General features: G+C 58.0%; 14 protein-coding genes. 6 read left to right on the forward strand and 8 right to left on the reverse strand.

Annotation, left to right across the window (positions count from 1 at the left end; all coding sequences use genetic code 11):
* From odhB to sucC, 6 genes are all read right to left on the reverse strand, one after another.
* Positions 1 to 1,509 carry a 2-oxoglutarate dehydrogenase complex dihydrolipoyllysine-residue succinyltransferase gene (gene odhB, locus ACR0KL_RS12575; RefSeq protein WP_480777101.1) on the reverse strand — a complete coding sequence of 503 codons (1,509 nt, stop codon included), beginning with the start codon at positions 1,507 to 1,509 and terminating at the stop codon, positions 1 to 3.
* A gap of 3 nt (positions 1,510 to 1,512) precedes the next feature.
* Positions 1,513 to 4,470: a 2-oxoglutarate dehydrogenase E1 component gene (locus ACR0KL_RS12580; RefSeq protein ID WP_170678741.1), complete on the reverse strand. Its 2,958-nt coding sequence runs from the start codon at positions 4,468 to 4,470 to the stop codon at positions 1,513 to 1,515.
* Positions 4,467 to 5,009, reverse strand: coding sequence for a DUF805 domain-containing protein (locus ACR0KL_RS12585; RefSeq protein WP_170553562.1), 543 nt, complete (start codon positions 5,007 to 5,009; stop codon positions 4,467 to 4,469). Before ACR0KL_RS12585 ends, ACR0KL_RS12580 begins: the two co-directional genes overlap by 4 nt.
* Before the next feature lie 10 nt (positions 5,010 to 5,019).
* Positions 5,020 to 5,460, reverse strand: coding sequence for a hypothetical protein (locus ACR0KL_RS12590; protein ID WP_480777102.1), 441 nt, complete (start codon positions 5,458 to 5,460; stop codon positions 5,020 to 5,022).
* A complete protein-coding gene (gene sucD, locus ACR0KL_RS12595) occupies positions 5,461 to 6,342 on the reverse strand; it encodes a succinate--CoA ligase subunit alpha (protein WP_170378979.1) in 882 nt (293 codons plus the stop codon). It abuts the gene before it with no gap.
* A gap of 84 nt (positions 6,343 to 6,426) precedes the next feature.
* Positions 6,427 to 7,620 carry an ADP-forming succinate--CoA ligase subunit beta gene (gene sucC / locus ACR0KL_RS12600; RefSeq protein WP_170678745.1) on the reverse strand — a complete coding sequence of 398 codons (1,194 nt, stop codon included), beginning with the start codon at positions 7,618 to 7,620 and terminating at the stop codon, positions 6,427 to 6,429.
* Between the two features lie 263 nt (positions 7,621 to 7,883).
* Between sucC and ACR0KL_RS12605 the strand changes: the two genes are divergently transcribed.
* Positions 7,884 to 9,464 carry a hypothetical protein gene (locus tag ACR0KL_RS12605; RefSeq protein WP_170553556.1) on the forward strand — a complete coding sequence of 527 codons (1,581 nt, stop codon included), beginning with the start codon at positions 7,884 to 7,886 and terminating at the stop codon, positions 9,462 to 9,464.
* Positions 9,465 to 9,522: 58 nt separating this feature from the next.
* On the opposite strand, the gene mdh is transcribed toward ACR0KL_RS12605, so the two are convergent.
* A complete protein-coding gene (gene mdh, locus ACR0KL_RS12610; RefSeq protein WP_170468993.1) occupies positions 9,523 to 10,485 on the reverse strand; it encodes a malate dehydrogenase in 963 nt (320 codons plus the stop codon).
* Positions 10,486 to 10,646: 161 nt separating this feature from the next.
* On the opposite strand from mdh, the gene ACR0KL_RS12615 reads away from it, so the two are divergent.
* Positions 10,647 to 11,402 (forward strand): sulfite exporter TauE/SafE family protein, encoded by a 756-nt coding sequence (locus tag ACR0KL_RS12615; protein ID WP_170378973.1) that lies wholly within the window; start codon positions 10,647 to 10,649, stop codon positions 11,400 to 11,402.
* Here the strand turns inward: ACR0KL_RS12615 and ACR0KL_RS12620 are convergent.
* Positions 11,399 to 11,704 carry a hypothetical protein gene (locus ACR0KL_RS12620; RefSeq protein WP_170378971.1) on the reverse strand — a complete coding sequence of 102 codons (306 nt, stop codon included), beginning with the start codon at positions 11,702 to 11,704 and terminating at the stop codon, positions 11,399 to 11,401. The genes ACR0KL_RS12615 and ACR0KL_RS12620 overlap by 4 nt on opposite strands.
* Positions 11,705 to 11,873: 169 nt before the next feature.
* Here ACR0KL_RS12620 and ACR0KL_RS12625 point away from each other — a divergent pair, with 169 nt between their 5' ends.
* From ACR0KL_RS12625 to ACR0KL_RS12640, 4 genes are read left to right on the forward strand one after another with little or no spacing between them, the layout of a single operon-like run.
* Positions 11,874 to 12,731, forward strand: coding sequence for an HpcH/HpaI aldolase/citrate lyase family protein (locus tag ACR0KL_RS12625; protein WP_170378970.1), 858 nt, complete (start codon positions 11,874 to 11,876; stop codon positions 12,729 to 12,731).
* Between the two features lie 6 nt (positions 12,732 to 12,737).
* Positions 12,738 to 13,289 carry an NnrU family protein gene (locus tag ACR0KL_RS12630; RefSeq protein WP_170378968.1) on the forward strand — a complete coding sequence of 184 codons (552 nt, stop codon included), beginning with the start codon at positions 12,738 to 12,740 and terminating at the stop codon, positions 13,287 to 13,289.
* Between the two features lie 15 nt (positions 13,290 to 13,304).
* Entirely contained in the window at positions 13,305 to 13,511 is a 207-nt protein-coding gene (locus ACR0KL_RS12635; RefSeq protein ID WP_170378966.1) for a DUF1737 domain-containing protein, read from the forward strand.
* Positions 13,511 to 14,539, forward strand: coding sequence for a MaoC family dehydratase (locus ACR0KL_RS12640; protein ID WP_480777103.1), 1,029 nt, complete (start codon positions 13,511 to 13,513; stop codon positions 14,537 to 14,539). Before ACR0KL_RS12635 ends, ACR0KL_RS12640 begins: the two co-directional genes overlap by 1 nt.
* Positions 14,540 to 14,587: the final 48 nt, after the last annotated feature.

Raw genomic sequence — 14,587 nt, forward strand, 5'->3', positions numbered from 1 at the left:
TTACAGATCCATCAGCAGGCGGCGCGGGTCTTCTAGCGCCTCTTTCACGCGGACAAGGAAGGTCACCGCGCCTTTGCCGTCAACGATCCGGTGGTCATAGGACAGCGCCAGATACATCATCGGACGGATCACAACCTGACCGTTGATCGCCATCGGGCGGTCCTGGATCTTGTGCATGCCCAGAATACCCGATTGCGGGGGGTTCAGGATTGGCGAGGACATCAGCGAGCCATAGACACCACCATTGGAGATGGTGAAGGTGCCGCCTTGCATCTCGGCCATGCTCAGCTTGCCGTCACGGGCGCGTTTGCCTTTCTCGGCGATGGCCTTTTCGATCGCTGCAAAAGACATCGAGTCCGCATCGCGGATGACCGGAACCACCAGACCTGTAGGTGTACCGGCGGCGACACCCATATGGACGAAGTTCTTGTAGACGATGTCGGTGCCGTCGATCTCGGCATTCACCTCGGGCACTTCTTTCAGCGCGTGGCAGCAGGCCTTGGTGAAGAATGACATAAAGCCTAGACGCACGCCGTGCTTCTTCTCGAACTGGTCTTTGTACTGGCTGCGCAGGGCCATCACCTCGGTCATGTCCACCTCGTTATAGGTGGTCAGCATGGCGGCGGTGTTCTGGCTGTCTTTCAGACGCTTGGCGATGGTCTGGCGCAGGCGTGTCATCTTGACCCGCTCTTCGCGCGCGGCGTCATCGGCAGCCACAGGCGCACGCGGCGCAGGGGCTGGAGCCGGAGCGGCAGCAGGCGCGGGTGCAGCAGCCGTTGCCACGGCGCGGGCCACGTCTTCCTTCATGATGCGACCATCACGTCCGGTGCCAGAGACTTGAGCTGCGGACAGACCGGCCTCGGCCATGGCTTTCTCTGCCGACGGAGCGTTGGCGACATCCTTGCCGGTTGCTGTTGCTGCTGGGGCTGCCGTGGCGGCAGGGGCGGGTGCAGGGGCTGCCGCCGCGCCGGAGCCCGAGATCACGGCCAGTTTGGCCGAGGCGTCCACGGTTGTGCCTTCGGGCGCTGTGATTTCCGCCAGAACACCAGCGGCAGGGGCGGGAACCTCGACCGAGACCTTGTCGGTCTCCAGCTCACACAGCATCTCGTCCTGCGCGACCGCGTCACCAACCTGTTTGAACCAGGTCGAGACGGTGGCTTCGGTGACCGATTCACCCAGCGTGGGCACCATCACATCAACACTGCCACCCGACGCTGCCGGAGCGGCCGCTGGGGCGGGCGCTGCTGCTGCCGGAGCAGGGGCTGCGCCTTCGCCTGCGGCGATGGTCGCCAGCAGGGCGTCGACGCCCACGGTCTCTCCTTCGACGGCAACAATCTCGCCCATGACGCCAGCGGCGGGGGCGGGCACTTCGACCGTCACCTTATCGGTTTCAAGCTCACAGAGCATCTCATCCACGGCCACGGCATCACCGGGTTTCTTGAACCAGGTCGCAACCGTGGCTTCGGTAACAGACTCGCCTAACGTGGGAACACGAACTTCAATGGTCATCGTTTACTTTCCTTCGAGGCTCAGCGCTTCGTTCACGAGCGCTTCTTGTTGAGCTTTGTGTTGGCTGGCCAGACCCGTCGCAGGCGAGGCCGAGGTTGCGCGGCCGACATAGAGCGGCCGTGTATGTTTGGCGCCGATACGGGTCAGCACCCATTCGATATTTGGCTCGATGAAGGTCCAGGCACCTTGGTTTTTAGGCTCTTCCTGGCACCAGACGATCTCAGCCCCTTTGAAGCGCTCAAGCTCGTTGATCAACGAGTGCGCCGGGAACGGGTAATACTGCTCGATCCGCATCAGGTAGACGTCGTCGATACCACGGGCGTCGCGTTCCTCCAGCAGGTCGTAATAGACCTTGCCGGAACACAGAACCACGCGCTTGATCTTGTCGTCCGCGGCCAGCTTGGTGTCTGAGTTGCCCTGCTGCGCATCGTCCCACAGCACCCGGTGGAAGCTGGAGCCGGTGGTGAAATCCTCGGCCGTGCTGACTGCCAGCTTGTGACGCAGCAACGATTTCGGGGTCACCAGGATCAGCGGTTTACGGAAGGTACGGTGCAGTTGGCGGCGCAGGATGTGGAAGTAGTTCGCCGGTGTCGTGCAGTTCGCCACGATCCAGTTGTCCTGACCGCACATCTGCAGGAACCGCTCCAACCGCGCCGAGCTGTGTTCGGGGCCTTGACCTTCGAACCCGTGCGGCAGCAGCGTCACAAGACCGGACATCCGCAGCCATTTGCTTTCACCCGAGCTGATGAACTGATCGAACATGATCTGCGCACCGTTGGCGAAGTCGCCAAACTGCGCCTCCCAAAGGACCAGAGCGTTGGGTTCGGCCAGCGAGTAGCCGTACTCAAAACCCAGAACCGCATATTCGGACAGCATCGAGTCGATCACTTCGTAATGCGACTGTCCCGCGCGGATGTTGTTCAGCGGATAAAACCGCTCTTCCGTATCCTGATGGACAAAGCCCGAGTGACGTTGGCTGAACGTACCGCGCGTCGCGTCCTGACCGGACAGTCGAACTGGAAAGCCCTCGGTCAGCAACGAGCCAAAGGCCAGCGCTTCACCTGTGGCCCAGTCAAAGCCTTTGCCGCTGTCGAACATCTGTTTCTTGTGATCCAGCAGACGCGCAACGGTTTTGTGTACCGCAATATCCGCAGGGGCGTGGGTGAGCGCGTTGCCGATCTCGGCCAGAGTCGCCGGGGCGATGGCGGTTTCGCCGCGCACGTAGTCCTCTTTGTTCTTGTCCAGATGCGACCAGCGCCCATCCAGCCAGTCGGCCTTATTGGGTTTGTAGTCTTTGCCGGCCTCGAACTCATTATTCAGATGGGCCTGGAAGGCGGCCTTCATATCCTCGATCTCGCCTTCGGGGATCAGGCCGTCTTTGACCAGACGCTCGGTATAGAGCGACAGAGTGGTCTTATGCGTCTTGATCTTCTTGTACATGATCGGGTTGGTGAACATGGGCTCATCGCCCTCGTTGTGACCAAACCGGCGGTAGCAGAAGATATCGATGACCACGTCCTTGTGGAACTTCTGGCGGAACTCTGTCGCGACTTTGGCGGCGTGAACAACCGCCTCGGGGTCGTCGCCGTTCACGTGGAATATTGGCGCTTCAACCATCAGCGCGATATCTGTCGGATATGGGCTGGAGCGCGAGAAGTGCGGCGCAGTGGTAAAGCCGATCTGGTTGTTCACGACGATATGCATAGTGCCGCCGGTTTTGTGGCCCTTGAGGCCGGACAGACCAAACCCTTCGGCGACCACACCCTGACCAGCAAAGGCCGCGTCACCGTGCAGCAGGATGCCCATAACCTTGGTGCGGTCGGTGTCGTTCAACTGATCCTGTTTGGCGCGGACCTTGCCCAGAACCACCGGGTTCACCGCTTCAAGGTGCGAGGGGTTGGCAGTAAGCGACAGGTGGACGCTGTTGCCGTCAAACTCACGGTCGCTGGAGGCACCGAGATGATATTTCACATCGCCAGAGCCATCCACATCTTCAGGCTTAAAGCTGCCGCCCTGGAACTCATTGAAAATCGCGCGGTAGGGTTTGCCCATCACGTTGGCCAGGATGTTCAAACGGCCTCTGTGCGGCATGCCGATGACAATGTCGCTGACGCCCAGTGCGCCACCGCGTTTAATAATCTGCTCCATTGCCGGGATCAGGCTTTCGCCACCATCCAAACCGAACCGTTTGGTGCCCATGTATTTGACATGCAGGAATTTCTCGAAACCCTCGGCCTCGACCATCTTGTTCAGGATCGCCTTACGGCCTTCCTTGGTAAAGGCGATTTCCTTGCCGTAACCTTCGATCCGCTCCTTCAGCCACGCGGCTTGTTCCGGGTCTGAGATATGCATGTATTGCAGCGCGAAGGTGCCGCAGTAGGTCCGCTTCACGATCTCGACGATCTGCCGCATCGAAGCCATCTGCAGGCCCAAAACATTGTCGATAAAGATCGGCCGGTCCATGTCGGCTTCGGTAAAGCCATAGGTCTTCGGATCGAGTTCCGGATGTGTGCTGGCCGCGCGCATCCCCAGCGGGTCCAGATCGGCGGCCAGATGGCCCCGGATCCGGTAGGCCCGGATCAGCATCAGCGCTCGCAAGCTGTCCAGCACGGCGCGCTTGATCTGGTCATCGCTGACCTCTACGCCCTTGTCTGCCGCTTTTTCCTTGATCTTCTTGCCCGCAGCCTTGGCATCGATCTCGGCCCACTCACCGGTCAGCGCCCCAGTCAGATCATCCGCAGGCATCGGCGGCCAGTCGGTCCGCGCCCAGGATGGCCCCTCGGCCTCGCGCTGAACATCCGGAGAAGCGTCACCCATTGCCTTAAAGAACTCGGCCCAAGCGGCATCCACCGCCCCGGGGTTCTTGGTGTATTGGGCATAGAGCTGCTCCAGATACTCGGCATTGTGGCCTTGCATAAAGCTTGAGGCATGGAACGCGGAATTGGGCGTATGTTCGGTCATTGGGCTACCTCATATGGGTTGGGACCGTATTGGTTGGTGCCTGGTTGAGACGGGCGGGTCAGCCACCACAGAACCAGGAGGGGCGACACAAATAAAACAAGCAGTGTCGGAATGACGATCAGCAGAGTGGCACGTGTGAACAGAATGTCCAGATTACCGCCATGCTGGAAACTTGAGGCAAGGCCGATGCCGAAAATCAGAACCGCGAAGGCCCCGAGGATCAGCAGGATCGGCAACAGAGCGTAAAGCCCACTGCGCCCGGAATCGTGCATCCGCCGCCACGCGACGGCCAGATGCGGGAAGAACACAATCAGGCTGACGATGCTTTGCACCGGTTGACGGGATGTGGCGGTGACGGATTTCACGCCGTCCCCCTCAGTCACCGAGACCTGAGTGAAGAACTGCGCATCAATGATCCCGGCGAGAATGCTCCAGATCACGATGAACAGGAAAAAGAACCAATACTCGGTCCGCGAGGCACGACCCGAGAAAGTAAAGAACTTCGAGAAACAAGTGCGGATGGCGTCGGAGAAGGTCATTGCAGTCAATTCACCCCCTTGCGTCGTCACATGAAAAAGAAACGATCAGCGCACGCTCCCTTCCGCGATTGGCTGAGAAAACGGCCCTGTCGCTGCCTATCAAATCGCAAACATAACCAACGCGTTGCACTATTTCATCCTTGGCGGATTCTTTGTTTGCGCGAAAGCGGAACTGGTATTTTTTGCTCCCCGATAGCTCGAGGTCAAAAAAACCTTTTGCCTTGGCAACGTTGTGTATGCCGCAAGCCTCGTCCTGAATAAACTGACCCTCACTGGACCAGCCAATTCGAACTTCACATTCCATTGCTTTGGCTTGCCCAGCGGTAGAAAATGCGAACATCGCAGTCGCGAACAAAGACCACAGCCAAGCTAAAGATGAGAAGGATGGACGCAACGCGCCCACCCTTTTTTCGGGCGCCGCCCTTAGAGCGTATGCCCGGCAGTTGATCATTTACCCAATCGCTTCCAGCACGGCCTCACCCAGCGTTGCCGGGCTTTCTGCCACAACGATACCGGCCGAGCGCATGGCTTCGATCTTGTCCTCGGCGCCGCCTTTGCCGCCCGCGACAATCGCGCCTGCATGGCCCATGCGGCGTCCCGGAGGGGCTGTGCGGCCTGCGATGAAACCGGCAACCGGCTTCTTGCGGCCCTTCTTGGCCTCATCCGCCAGGAACTGTGCGGCTTCTTCTTCGGCCGAGCCACCGATCTCACCGATCATGATGATCGAGTGGGTCTCGTCATCCGCCAGGAACCATTCCAGCACGTCGATATGCTCGGTGCCTTTGATCGGGTCGCCGCCGATACCAACGCAGGTGGACTGGCCCAGACCCACATCGGTGGTCTGCTTGACGGCCTCATAGGTAAGAGTGCCCGAACGGGACACAACGCCGACCGAGCCACGCTTGTGGATGTGGCCGGGCATGATGCCGATCTTGCAGGCGTCAGGTGTGATGACGCCGGGGCAGTTCGGGCCGATGAGGCGCGATTTGCTGCCTTCGAGCGCGCGCTTCACCTTCATCATGTCCAGAACCGGAATGCCTTCGGTGATGCAGACGATCACTTCCATCTCGGCGTCAATTGCTTCGAGGATCGAGTCAGCCGCGAAGGGCGGCGGCACGTAGATCACTGAGGCATTGGCTTCGGTCACGTGCTTGGCTTCGTGGACCGAGTTGAACACGGGCAGGCCCAAATGCTCCATCCCGCCTTTGCCGGGGGTCACGCCGCCGACCATTTTAGTGCCATATGCAATGGCTTGTTCAGAGTGGAATGTGCCCTGCGAGCCAGTAAAGCCCTGACAGATCACTTTGGTATTTTCGTCGATGAGGACTGCCATTTGGCGTTCTCCTATTTAAGGCGGGCCAGGGCCTGCCAGAATTCTTCGGAAAAGTGGGGCGAAACCCACTCCACGGAATTGGGCTTAGCCTTTCACGGCTTTCACGATCTTCTCGGCACCGTCTTTTAGGTTGTCCGCCGCGATCACGTCTAGGCCAGAGGTGTTGATGATCTCTTTGCCTTTCTCAACGTTCGTGCCTTCCAGACGCACGACCAGCGGAACCTGCAGGCCGACCTCTTTCACCGCGGCAACAACGCCCTCGGCGATGACGTCACAACGCATGATGCCGCCGAAGATGTTGACCAGAATGCCTTTGACGTTCGGGTCCGAGGTGATGATCTTGAACGCCTCGGTCACTTTCTCTTTGGTCGCACCGCCGCCCACGTCGAGGAAGTTGGCCGGCTCGGCACCGTAGAGTTTGATGATGTCCATCGTCGCCATCGCCAGACCAGCACCGTTGACCATGCAGCCGATCTCACCATCCAGCGCGATGTAGTTCAGGTCGTATTTGGAGGCTTCGAGTTCCTTGGGGTCTTCCTCGGTCTCGTCGCGCAGCTCGGAGATGTCGGGATGGCGGTAAACTGCGTTGCCGTCAAAGCCGACTTTGGCGTCCAGCACCTTGAGGTCGCCGCTGTCTGAGACGATCAGCGGGTTAATCTCCAGCATCTCCATGTCCTTCTCGACGAAGGCTTTGTAGAGGATGCCCATCAGGCGCACACATTGTTTGACCTGCGCGCCTTCCAGACCCAGCGAGAACGCGATGCGGCGGCCGTGATAGGCCTGATAGCCGGTCACAGGGTCCACCGAGAATGAGAGGATTTTCTCAGGCGTGGACGCGGCCACTTCTTCGATATCCATACCACCTTCGGTCGAGCAGACAAAAGAGATGCGGCTGGTTTGGCGATCTACCAGCAGGGCCAGATACAGTTCTCGCTCGATGCCGGAACCGGCTTCGATATAGATGCGGTTGACCTGCTTGCCCGCGGGACCAGTCTGGTGGGTGACCAGAGTGCGACCCAGCATCTTCTTTGCTTCCTCGGCCGCTTCTTCCACCGACTTGGTCAGACGGACACCGCCCTTTTCACCTGCGTCGGCCTCTTTGAAGCTGCCTTTGCCGCGTCCACCTGCGTGGATCTGCGCCTTCACAACCCACAAAGGGCCGTCCAGCTCACCGGCTGCGGTTTTGGCTTCCTCGGCGCGCAGAACCGCGCGACCGTCGGAGACCGGAGCGCCATAGCTGCGAAGAAGCGCCTTGGCTTGGTATTCGTGAATGTTCATCGAAATTGTCCCGTCTGACTACGATTAAACCGATATAGAGGTGTCTAGGGCGCAATTATAAAGGCTTTTTTGAACTCGGAGTGGTTTTTAGCGAAGATTTTCCATATTTGTGATCACAGTATTTTAAGGTGTGATCACAAATATTCAGACTGATTCTTTCAATATTTTGTTCCTTCGCAGCTTTGGCGCAAAATCACTTTCTTGGCCAGTTGGCATTGCCTATAGAGGATATGCTAATAGTGTACCTGATTTTGGAGTGATCAATGCTTGAGGCGGAACGGCTTTGGAGTCTTAAGCGACGTTACCTGCCCGAGGTATTCAGGTTCCAATATGTTCTGGACAAAACCGGACTTAGTGTCGGCTTTTTGAAGAGCTTGAAATTTGGTGCGTCACAACTGCATGTCGGGCAGGATCTTCCAGTTTGCGAACTAGAGGATTCGGATGGGCTCGTGGTTGGCTATTTGCTGGGGGTCGCTGTTGGTCCGGAAGGTTTGATCGATGGCGATGAAATGCTGCCGTTTTCGACCCGAGACGGCGATGCATGGAGAAAATTCGAGCGATACTTGAACGAGTGTGCAGGCCGGTTCGCCTTTTTCCTGCAGATCGGCGGTGAAGAGCGCCTGTATACCGATCCAGTTGGAATGATTGGCGCGGTTTACGAACGCGACGCGCAGCGCGTCGCAAGTTCACCGCTGCTCGCGATTGACCGAGAGGTTGTTCCAAACATTCGATATCAAGCGGACTGTTTAGCCGAACTTCCCACACGGTATTCGCTATTTCACACTTGTGATGAAAAGGTGAAGCGGTTGAACCCAAATTTCTACCTGAACCTAAACACATTTGACGTTGAAAGGTTCTGGCCTAGAGATGAGGTGTTCTCGCTTGAAAATTCGAACCATGCCGAAACCTATGACGAAATCACCAAGCGACTGGCTTTCAACATTGATAAGATCACCGAACGCCACAAGTGCGCCATGCCGATTACGGGAGGAAGAGATAGTCGAATTTTGGCGGCAGTTGGCCGCGAAAGTTTGCACAAAATTCCTTTTTTCTACACGCATGTGAAAAACTACAATTCTAAAGTAGACGCCCATGTCGGTGCTGCGGTTGCCAAAAGCCTAAACACTCCGCATGTCGTTTTGGGAACGCGTTTTGGGAAGGAAACTAAGCGCTGGGAGCAGAGATTTCTGGCGCAAGCTTATCAGATTTCGCACGGGTCCGATACCGCCCCTCCAAAAGAGTATGTGACCGGAGCAACCAACGCTATTCCGTCCGATCACCTTATCTTGAGGGGGCATCAAACCGACCTTTTACGTGCTGTCTATGTGTTTAAGCCCAAGGCCATGTGGAGTGACGCGGAATGGCAGATTGAACGGATGCTCATTGTGCCTCGGCGATCGTACAATTCAGATATCTGTAAGCATTTCGAAGGAGATTTTTTTGCATGGCAAGCTACCCTTCCAGCCAATGCGATGGAAAAAGCAGCCGACTTTATGTTTTTAGAAGTCTACTATAATTCGACAGTCGGAGCATCTTTTCCCGCCTTGTGGCAGCACTTCTATCTTTCACCTTTCAACAGTCGACGGCTTGTAGAATTGTCTTTGCGGTTTGACGAGGCCGAACGCAGAGGTTGCCTGCCTGTTTTTGACATTGTCCAAAAGGCATCGGCTGATTGCGCAAGGGTGCCATTTTTAGGGGAAGGCGGCACACATTTTTTCGAAATGAACCGACCATCAGACTATGAGCCGCTTTCACAGCAGCGTGTCATAAGCACCGAGCAACGACTTGCCGCGCACTATGGTGGGTTGCCCCTAGTCGAAGCAAACGCGAGTGAGAGCAGGTAGCATCGAACAAATTCGGGTGGACCAAAAAGTCCGCCCGAATTTGTCTCAATTCCTGTTTTTAAGTCAGCGAGCCGTCGATGCCTTTGCAAGCCTCAATCAGGCCCTTCACGGCGTTGACCGAGTTTTCAAAGCCCGCTTGTTCGTCTTCGTTCAACTTGATGTCGACGATACGCTCGATGCCTCCTGCACCGATGACGGTCGGAACGCCTACATACATGCCGTCAACGCCGAACTCGCCGTTGCAATAGGCCGCGCAGGGCAGAACGCGCTTCTGATCTTTCAGGTAGGCTTCGGCCATTTCGATCGCCGAGGTCGCAGGCGCATAGAAGGCTGAGCCGGTTTTCAGCAGGCCAACGATTTCGGCACCGCCATCACGAGTGCGCTGAACGATTGCGTCCAGTTTCTCTTGCGTGGTCCAGCCCATCTCGACCAGATCGGGCAGCGGGATGCCGGCGACGGTCGAATAGCGCACCGACGGTACCATGGTGTCGCCGTGGCCGCCCAGAACAAAGGCGGTTACGTCGCGCATCGAGACGTTGAATTCTTCCGACAGGAAATGTGCGAATCGGGCGGAATCCAGAACGCCAGCCATGCCGCAAACTTTGTTGTGCGGCAGGCCTGAGAATTCGCGCAGAGCCCAGACCATCGCGTCCAGTGGGTTGGTGATGCAGATCACGAACGCGTCGGGCGCGTGGGCTGCGATGCCTTCGCCGACCGATTTCATAACTTTCAGGTTGATGCCCAGCAGGTCATCGCGGCTCATCCCCGGTTTGCGGGCGACACCTGCGGTAACGATGCACACGTCCGCGCCTGCGATGTCCGCATAGTCGCTGGAACCTGACATTGCGGCGTCAAAGCCTTCGGATGGGCCGGACTCGGCGATGTCGAGCGCCTTGCCCTGAGGCAGTCCGTCAGCGATGTCAAACAGGACGACGTCACCGAGTTCTTTGACAGCTGCAAGATGCGCAAGCGTGCCGCCGATGTTCCCAGCGCCGATCAGCGCAATCTTGGGTCTGGCCATTTGGAATATCTCCGGTCGGTATTGAAATCGCGGGTTTGCTAGTCGTTAAATGGCTTTTGCGCAAGGGTCCTGCGGCGCGGCATGCCACCGCATACCGTTTGCCATCCCCAATCCGGTTGCGCTAAACCGCCTGTGAAACAAGCCAATTCCCGGGACGCTGCATGTTTGAATTGAACCTGATGTTTTTTGCAGTCGCGATCCCGGCGGTGATCTTTGCGGGCATCTCGAAGGGTGGGTTTGGCTCGGGCGTGGCCTTTGCGTCGTCGTCGATTCTGGCTCTGATACTGACTCCGGGGCAGGCGTTGGCGCTGATGCTGCCGATCCTGATGGTGATCGACGTGGCCACGCTGGGACCCTATTGGAAACGCTGGAGTTGGCCGGATTCACGTCTGCTGATCCTGGGCGCGGTTCCGGGTGTTCTGCTGGGCACCTGGCTATACCGCGTGACAGATGACGACCTGCTACGCCTGCTGATCGGAGGGATCTCGGTCGGGTTCGTGATCTGGCACGTCGCCCAAAGCAAAGGCTGGATACGCGGCTTCACCCGCCGGTTGCCTGCCTCTGCTGGTCTGTTCGCGGGGCTTGTCGCGGGGTTTACCAGTTTCGTCAGCCATGCAGGAGGTCCACCGGCTGCCGTCTATCTGTTGTCCCAGCGCCTGTCTAAGACCGAGTTTCAGGCCTCGACCGTTTTGGTGTTCTGGGTGATCAACGCAGCGAAATTCGTGCCCTACGCCTATCTCGGCCTGTTCACCTGGCACACGGCGTTAGCGGATCTTCTTTTGACCCCGTTCGCCATTCTGGGAGCCTGGCTGGGCGTCCGGGCGCATTTCATGCTGTCCGAACGCCTGTTCTTTGGTATCGCCTATGTGTTGCTGACCCTGACCGGAGGCAAGTTGATCTGGGACGCACTGACTTAGGTGTTTGGCGGCAGGACATCGGCCATCTGCTCATAGGCCCGCCCCGAGGCTACAAGGCAGGTCATTCCGTCCGGCAGGGTCACCGTGATCGTCCAGCTGCTAGATTGGTCCGAGGCAAACAGCTCCATCACCGCACCCTGGCGGGCAATGCCGATCCCCCGGCGCGTTTCGCCATAGTCTTCCGCAAGGCGTTGCAAAACATCGGCCCGAGGGGCGCAATTGCGTGGCTGCGCCTGAACCTGTTGCGCCGCGAGGACCATGATTCCCAGCCCGATTGTCATCTTCAAAACTGTCTTCTTCATCTCTGACCCCATCTGTCACCAGTCGCCTAAAGCCTGCGGTCAAGAGGGCGATATTGCGTTAAAGCAAAGAGCGTTGCGTCATTTATGCTGCGTTGCGGCGATTTTTACCTTGAACTTTCCTGAGAAAAATGCCCCTTTCTGCGCAATATTATTTCAACGGGAGAGGCCAATGCACCCGCGTCAGCGCCCATATCGCTCGGTTCTTTACATTCCCGGTTCGCGCGACCGGGCCTTGGACAAGGCCCGCACCTTGCCGGTTGATGCCATCATCTTCGATCTCGAAGATGCGGTGTCTGCCGACGAAAAGGACAATGCACGCGAGACGCTCAAGGCAGCGCTGGCCGCTGGCGGATACGGCCCTCGGGTCAAGATCGTGCGCATCAACGGGCTGGATACTCCGTGGGGTGCAGATGACGCCAAAGCCGTGCGCGAGATGGATGCCGATGCGGTTCTGTTGCCCAAGGTGAACTCGGCGGCGGATGTGGATGCTTTGGCCGCGATCACAGGGGACCTGCCGATCTGGGCCATGATGGAGACCCCGCGTGGTATGCTGAACGCAGCTGAGATTGCAGCGCATCCTCTGATGGCGGGTTTCGTGATGGGGACCAACGATCTGGCTAAGGACCTGCAAACCCGGTTCCGTCCCGACCGTCTGCCGCTGATGACCTCGCTCGGCCTATGTCTGCTGGCGGCCAAGGCCGAAGGGCTGATCATCGTTGATGGCGTCTACAACGCCTTCAAGGACACAGACGGTTTGACAGCGGAATGCGAACAGGGCCGCGATATGGGCTTTGATGGCAAGACGCTGATCCACCCGGCGCAGATTGAGGTCACCAATGCAGCCTTCGCCCCGTCGGATGACGAGATAGACCTCGCCCGCCGTCAGATCAGCGCGTTTGAGGAAACCGAGGCGCAAGGGCAGGGTGTTGCCGTGGTTGACGGCAAGATCGTTGAAAACCTGCATGTTGTAACTGCCCGCGAAATTCTGGCAAAAGCGGAGGCGATTTCAGCTTTGCAAGCGGGGTAAGCCAGCATGGGCTTTGTTCTTCTGATCCTTGGTGTGGCGCTATGGTGGGCCGCACATCTGTTCAAACGCGTCATGCCTGCGCAACGCGCGGCTATGGGCGATGGCGGCAAAGGGGCTGTGGCGCTGGCGCTGGTGGCCGCGATCTTGTTGATGATCTTCGGTTACCGCATGACCGAGTTCATCTATGTCTGGGCACCGCCAAGCTTCATGACCCATATCAACAACCTGTTGGTGCTGATCGCGATCTACATGATGAGCCCGGCCCCTAAGAAAGGCCGCTTGCTGCACAAGCTGCGCCATCCAATGCTGGGCGGGTTCAAGCTGTGGGCCTTTGCGCATCTGCTGGTGAATGGCGATCTGGCGTCGATCATCCTGTTCGGTGGTTTGCTGGCCTGGGCTGTGGTCGAAGTGATCGTGATCAACAAATCCGAACCCGACTGGACCCCTGGCGAACCCGGCACCTATGGCATGGACGCGATGTTCTTTGTTGCCTCGATCGTGCTGCTGGGCGTGATCGGCTATATCCACGGGCTGGTCGGCCCGTCTCCATTTGGATGATAAGGACCTTAAAGAATGGCAAAACTCTATCGCCTGCTGACCGAGGAGGACACCTCGGCCTTCTGTCACAAAGTGTCGGATGCCTTGGCAAAAGGGTGGGAGCTTTATGGCGATCCCTCCTATGCCTTCGATCAGGCCAACAACGTCATGCGGTGCGCGCAGGCCGTGACCAAAGAGGTCGACGCGGACTATTCACCTGAGATGAAACTGGGACAGCAATAATGGCAAAAACCAATCCGGGCCGCTTTTTTGAGGATTATTCCGTCGGACAGGTGCTGCCGCACGCCGTCCCGCGCACCGTGACGGAAGGAGAGCGCGGCCTCTACCATGCGCTCTATCCTGCGCGTCATGCGCTGTATTCCTCGGATGAGTTCGCGCGGTCCTGTGGTTTGCAGGAAAGCCCGATTGATGATCTGGCGGCCTTCCACGTCGTGTTCGGCAAAACGGTGCCCGATATCTCGCTGAATGCAGTGGCCAATCTGGGCTATGCCGAGGGGCGTTGGCTGCTACCGGTTCATGCGGGTGACACGCTGCGGTCGGTGTCCGAGGTGATCGGGGTCAAGCAGAACTCCAACGGCAAGACCGGAGTGGTCTGGGTGCGGACGCGCGGTCTGAACCAGTTGGACGAAGTGGTCATGGAATATGTCCGCTGGGTGATGGTGCGCAAGGCAAACCCGGATGCGCCGGCACCGGAAACACTCGTGCCCGAATTGAAGAAAGTGCTGGAGCCGAGCGATATGGTCATCCCCGAGGGGCTTGATTTCTCGAATTACGATTTCACCCTGGCGGGTGAGCCGCATCGTTGGGGCGACTATGAGATCGGCGAGACCATTGACCACGTGGACGGCGTGACGGTGGAAGAGGCTGAGCATATGTTGGCCACACGCCTATGGCAGAACACGGCCAAGGTGCATTTCGACCTGACCTTCCGCCCTGAAGGCCGCCTGATCTATGGGGGCCACGTGATCTCGATGGCGCGGGCCTTGTCGTTCAACGGCCTCGCCAATGCGCAGATGATCGTGGGTCTGAATGGCGGCGCACATGCCAACCCCTGTTTCGCAGGAGATACGATCAAGGCGTGGTCCGAGGTTCTGGACAAGGCCGAAACCGACGTGCCCGGGGTTGGAGCAATCCGTCTGCGTTTGGTTGCGACCAAAGGCGGCGCGCCGTTCGAGCTGCGCGGCGAAGACGGAAAATACACGTCGGACGTGCTGCTGGACCTCGACTATTGGGCCTTGATGCCGATCTAAAGCGTTTCGGGTTTACCTGAATCATCAAGTGACACGAATGTCCCGAGA

It is taken from the genome of Ruegeria sp. C8 (assembly GCF_056537565.1).

Bases quoted from the DNA above. Each gene is read 5' to 3' on its own strand.
- odhB (WP_480777101.1), bottom strand. From the start codon at position 1,509: ATGACCATTGAAGTTCGTGTTCCCACGTTAGGCGAGTCTGTTACCGAA.
- ACR0KL_RS12580 (WP_170678741.1), bottom strand. From the start codon at position 4,470: ATGACCGAACATACGCCCAATTCCGCGTTCCATGCCTCAAGCTTTATG.
- ACR0KL_RS12585 (WP_170553562.1), bottom strand. From the start codon at position 5,009: ATGACCTTCTCCGACGCCATCCGCACTTGTTTCTCGAAGTTCTTTACT.
- ACR0KL_RS12590 (WP_480777102.1), bottom strand. From the start codon at position 5,460: ATGATCAACTGCCGGGCATACGCTCTAAGGGCGGCGCCCGAAAAAAGG.
- sucD (WP_170378979.1), bottom strand. From the start codon at position 6,342: ATGGCAGTCCTCATCGACGAAAATACCAAAGTGATCTGTCAGGGCTTT.
- sucC (WP_170678745.1), bottom strand. From the start codon at position 7,620: ATGAACATTCACGAATACCAAGCCAAGGCGCTTCTTCGCAGCTATGGC.
- ACR0KL_RS12605 (WP_170553556.1), top strand. From the start codon at position 7,884: ATGCTTGAGGCGGAACGGCTTTGGAGTCTTAAGCGACGTTACCTGCCC.
- mdh (WP_170468993.1), bottom strand. From the start codon at position 10,485: ATGGCCAGACCCAAGATTGCGCTGATCGGCGCTGGGAACATCGGCGGC.
- ACR0KL_RS12615 (WP_170378973.1), top strand. From the start codon at position 10,647: ATGTTTGAATTGAACCTGATGTTTTTTGCAGTCGCGATCCCGGCGGTG.
- ACR0KL_RS12620 (WP_170378971.1), bottom strand. From the start codon at position 11,704: ATGAAGAAGACAGTTTTGAAGATGACAATCGGGCTGGGAATCATGGTC.
- ACR0KL_RS12625 (WP_170378970.1), top strand. From the start codon at position 11,874: ATGCACCCGCGTCAGCGCCCATATCGCTCGGTTCTTTACATTCCCGGT.
- ACR0KL_RS12630 (WP_170378968.1), top strand. From the start codon at position 12,738: ATGGGCTTTGTTCTTCTGATCCTTGGTGTGGCGCTATGGTGGGCCGCA.
- ACR0KL_RS12635 (WP_170378966.1), top strand. From the start codon at position 13,305: ATGGCAAAACTCTATCGCCTGCTGACCGAGGAGGACACCTCGGCCTTC.
- ACR0KL_RS12640 (WP_480777103.1), top strand. From the start codon at position 13,511: ATGGCAAAAACCAATCCGGGCCGCTTTTTTGAGGATTATTCCGTCGGA.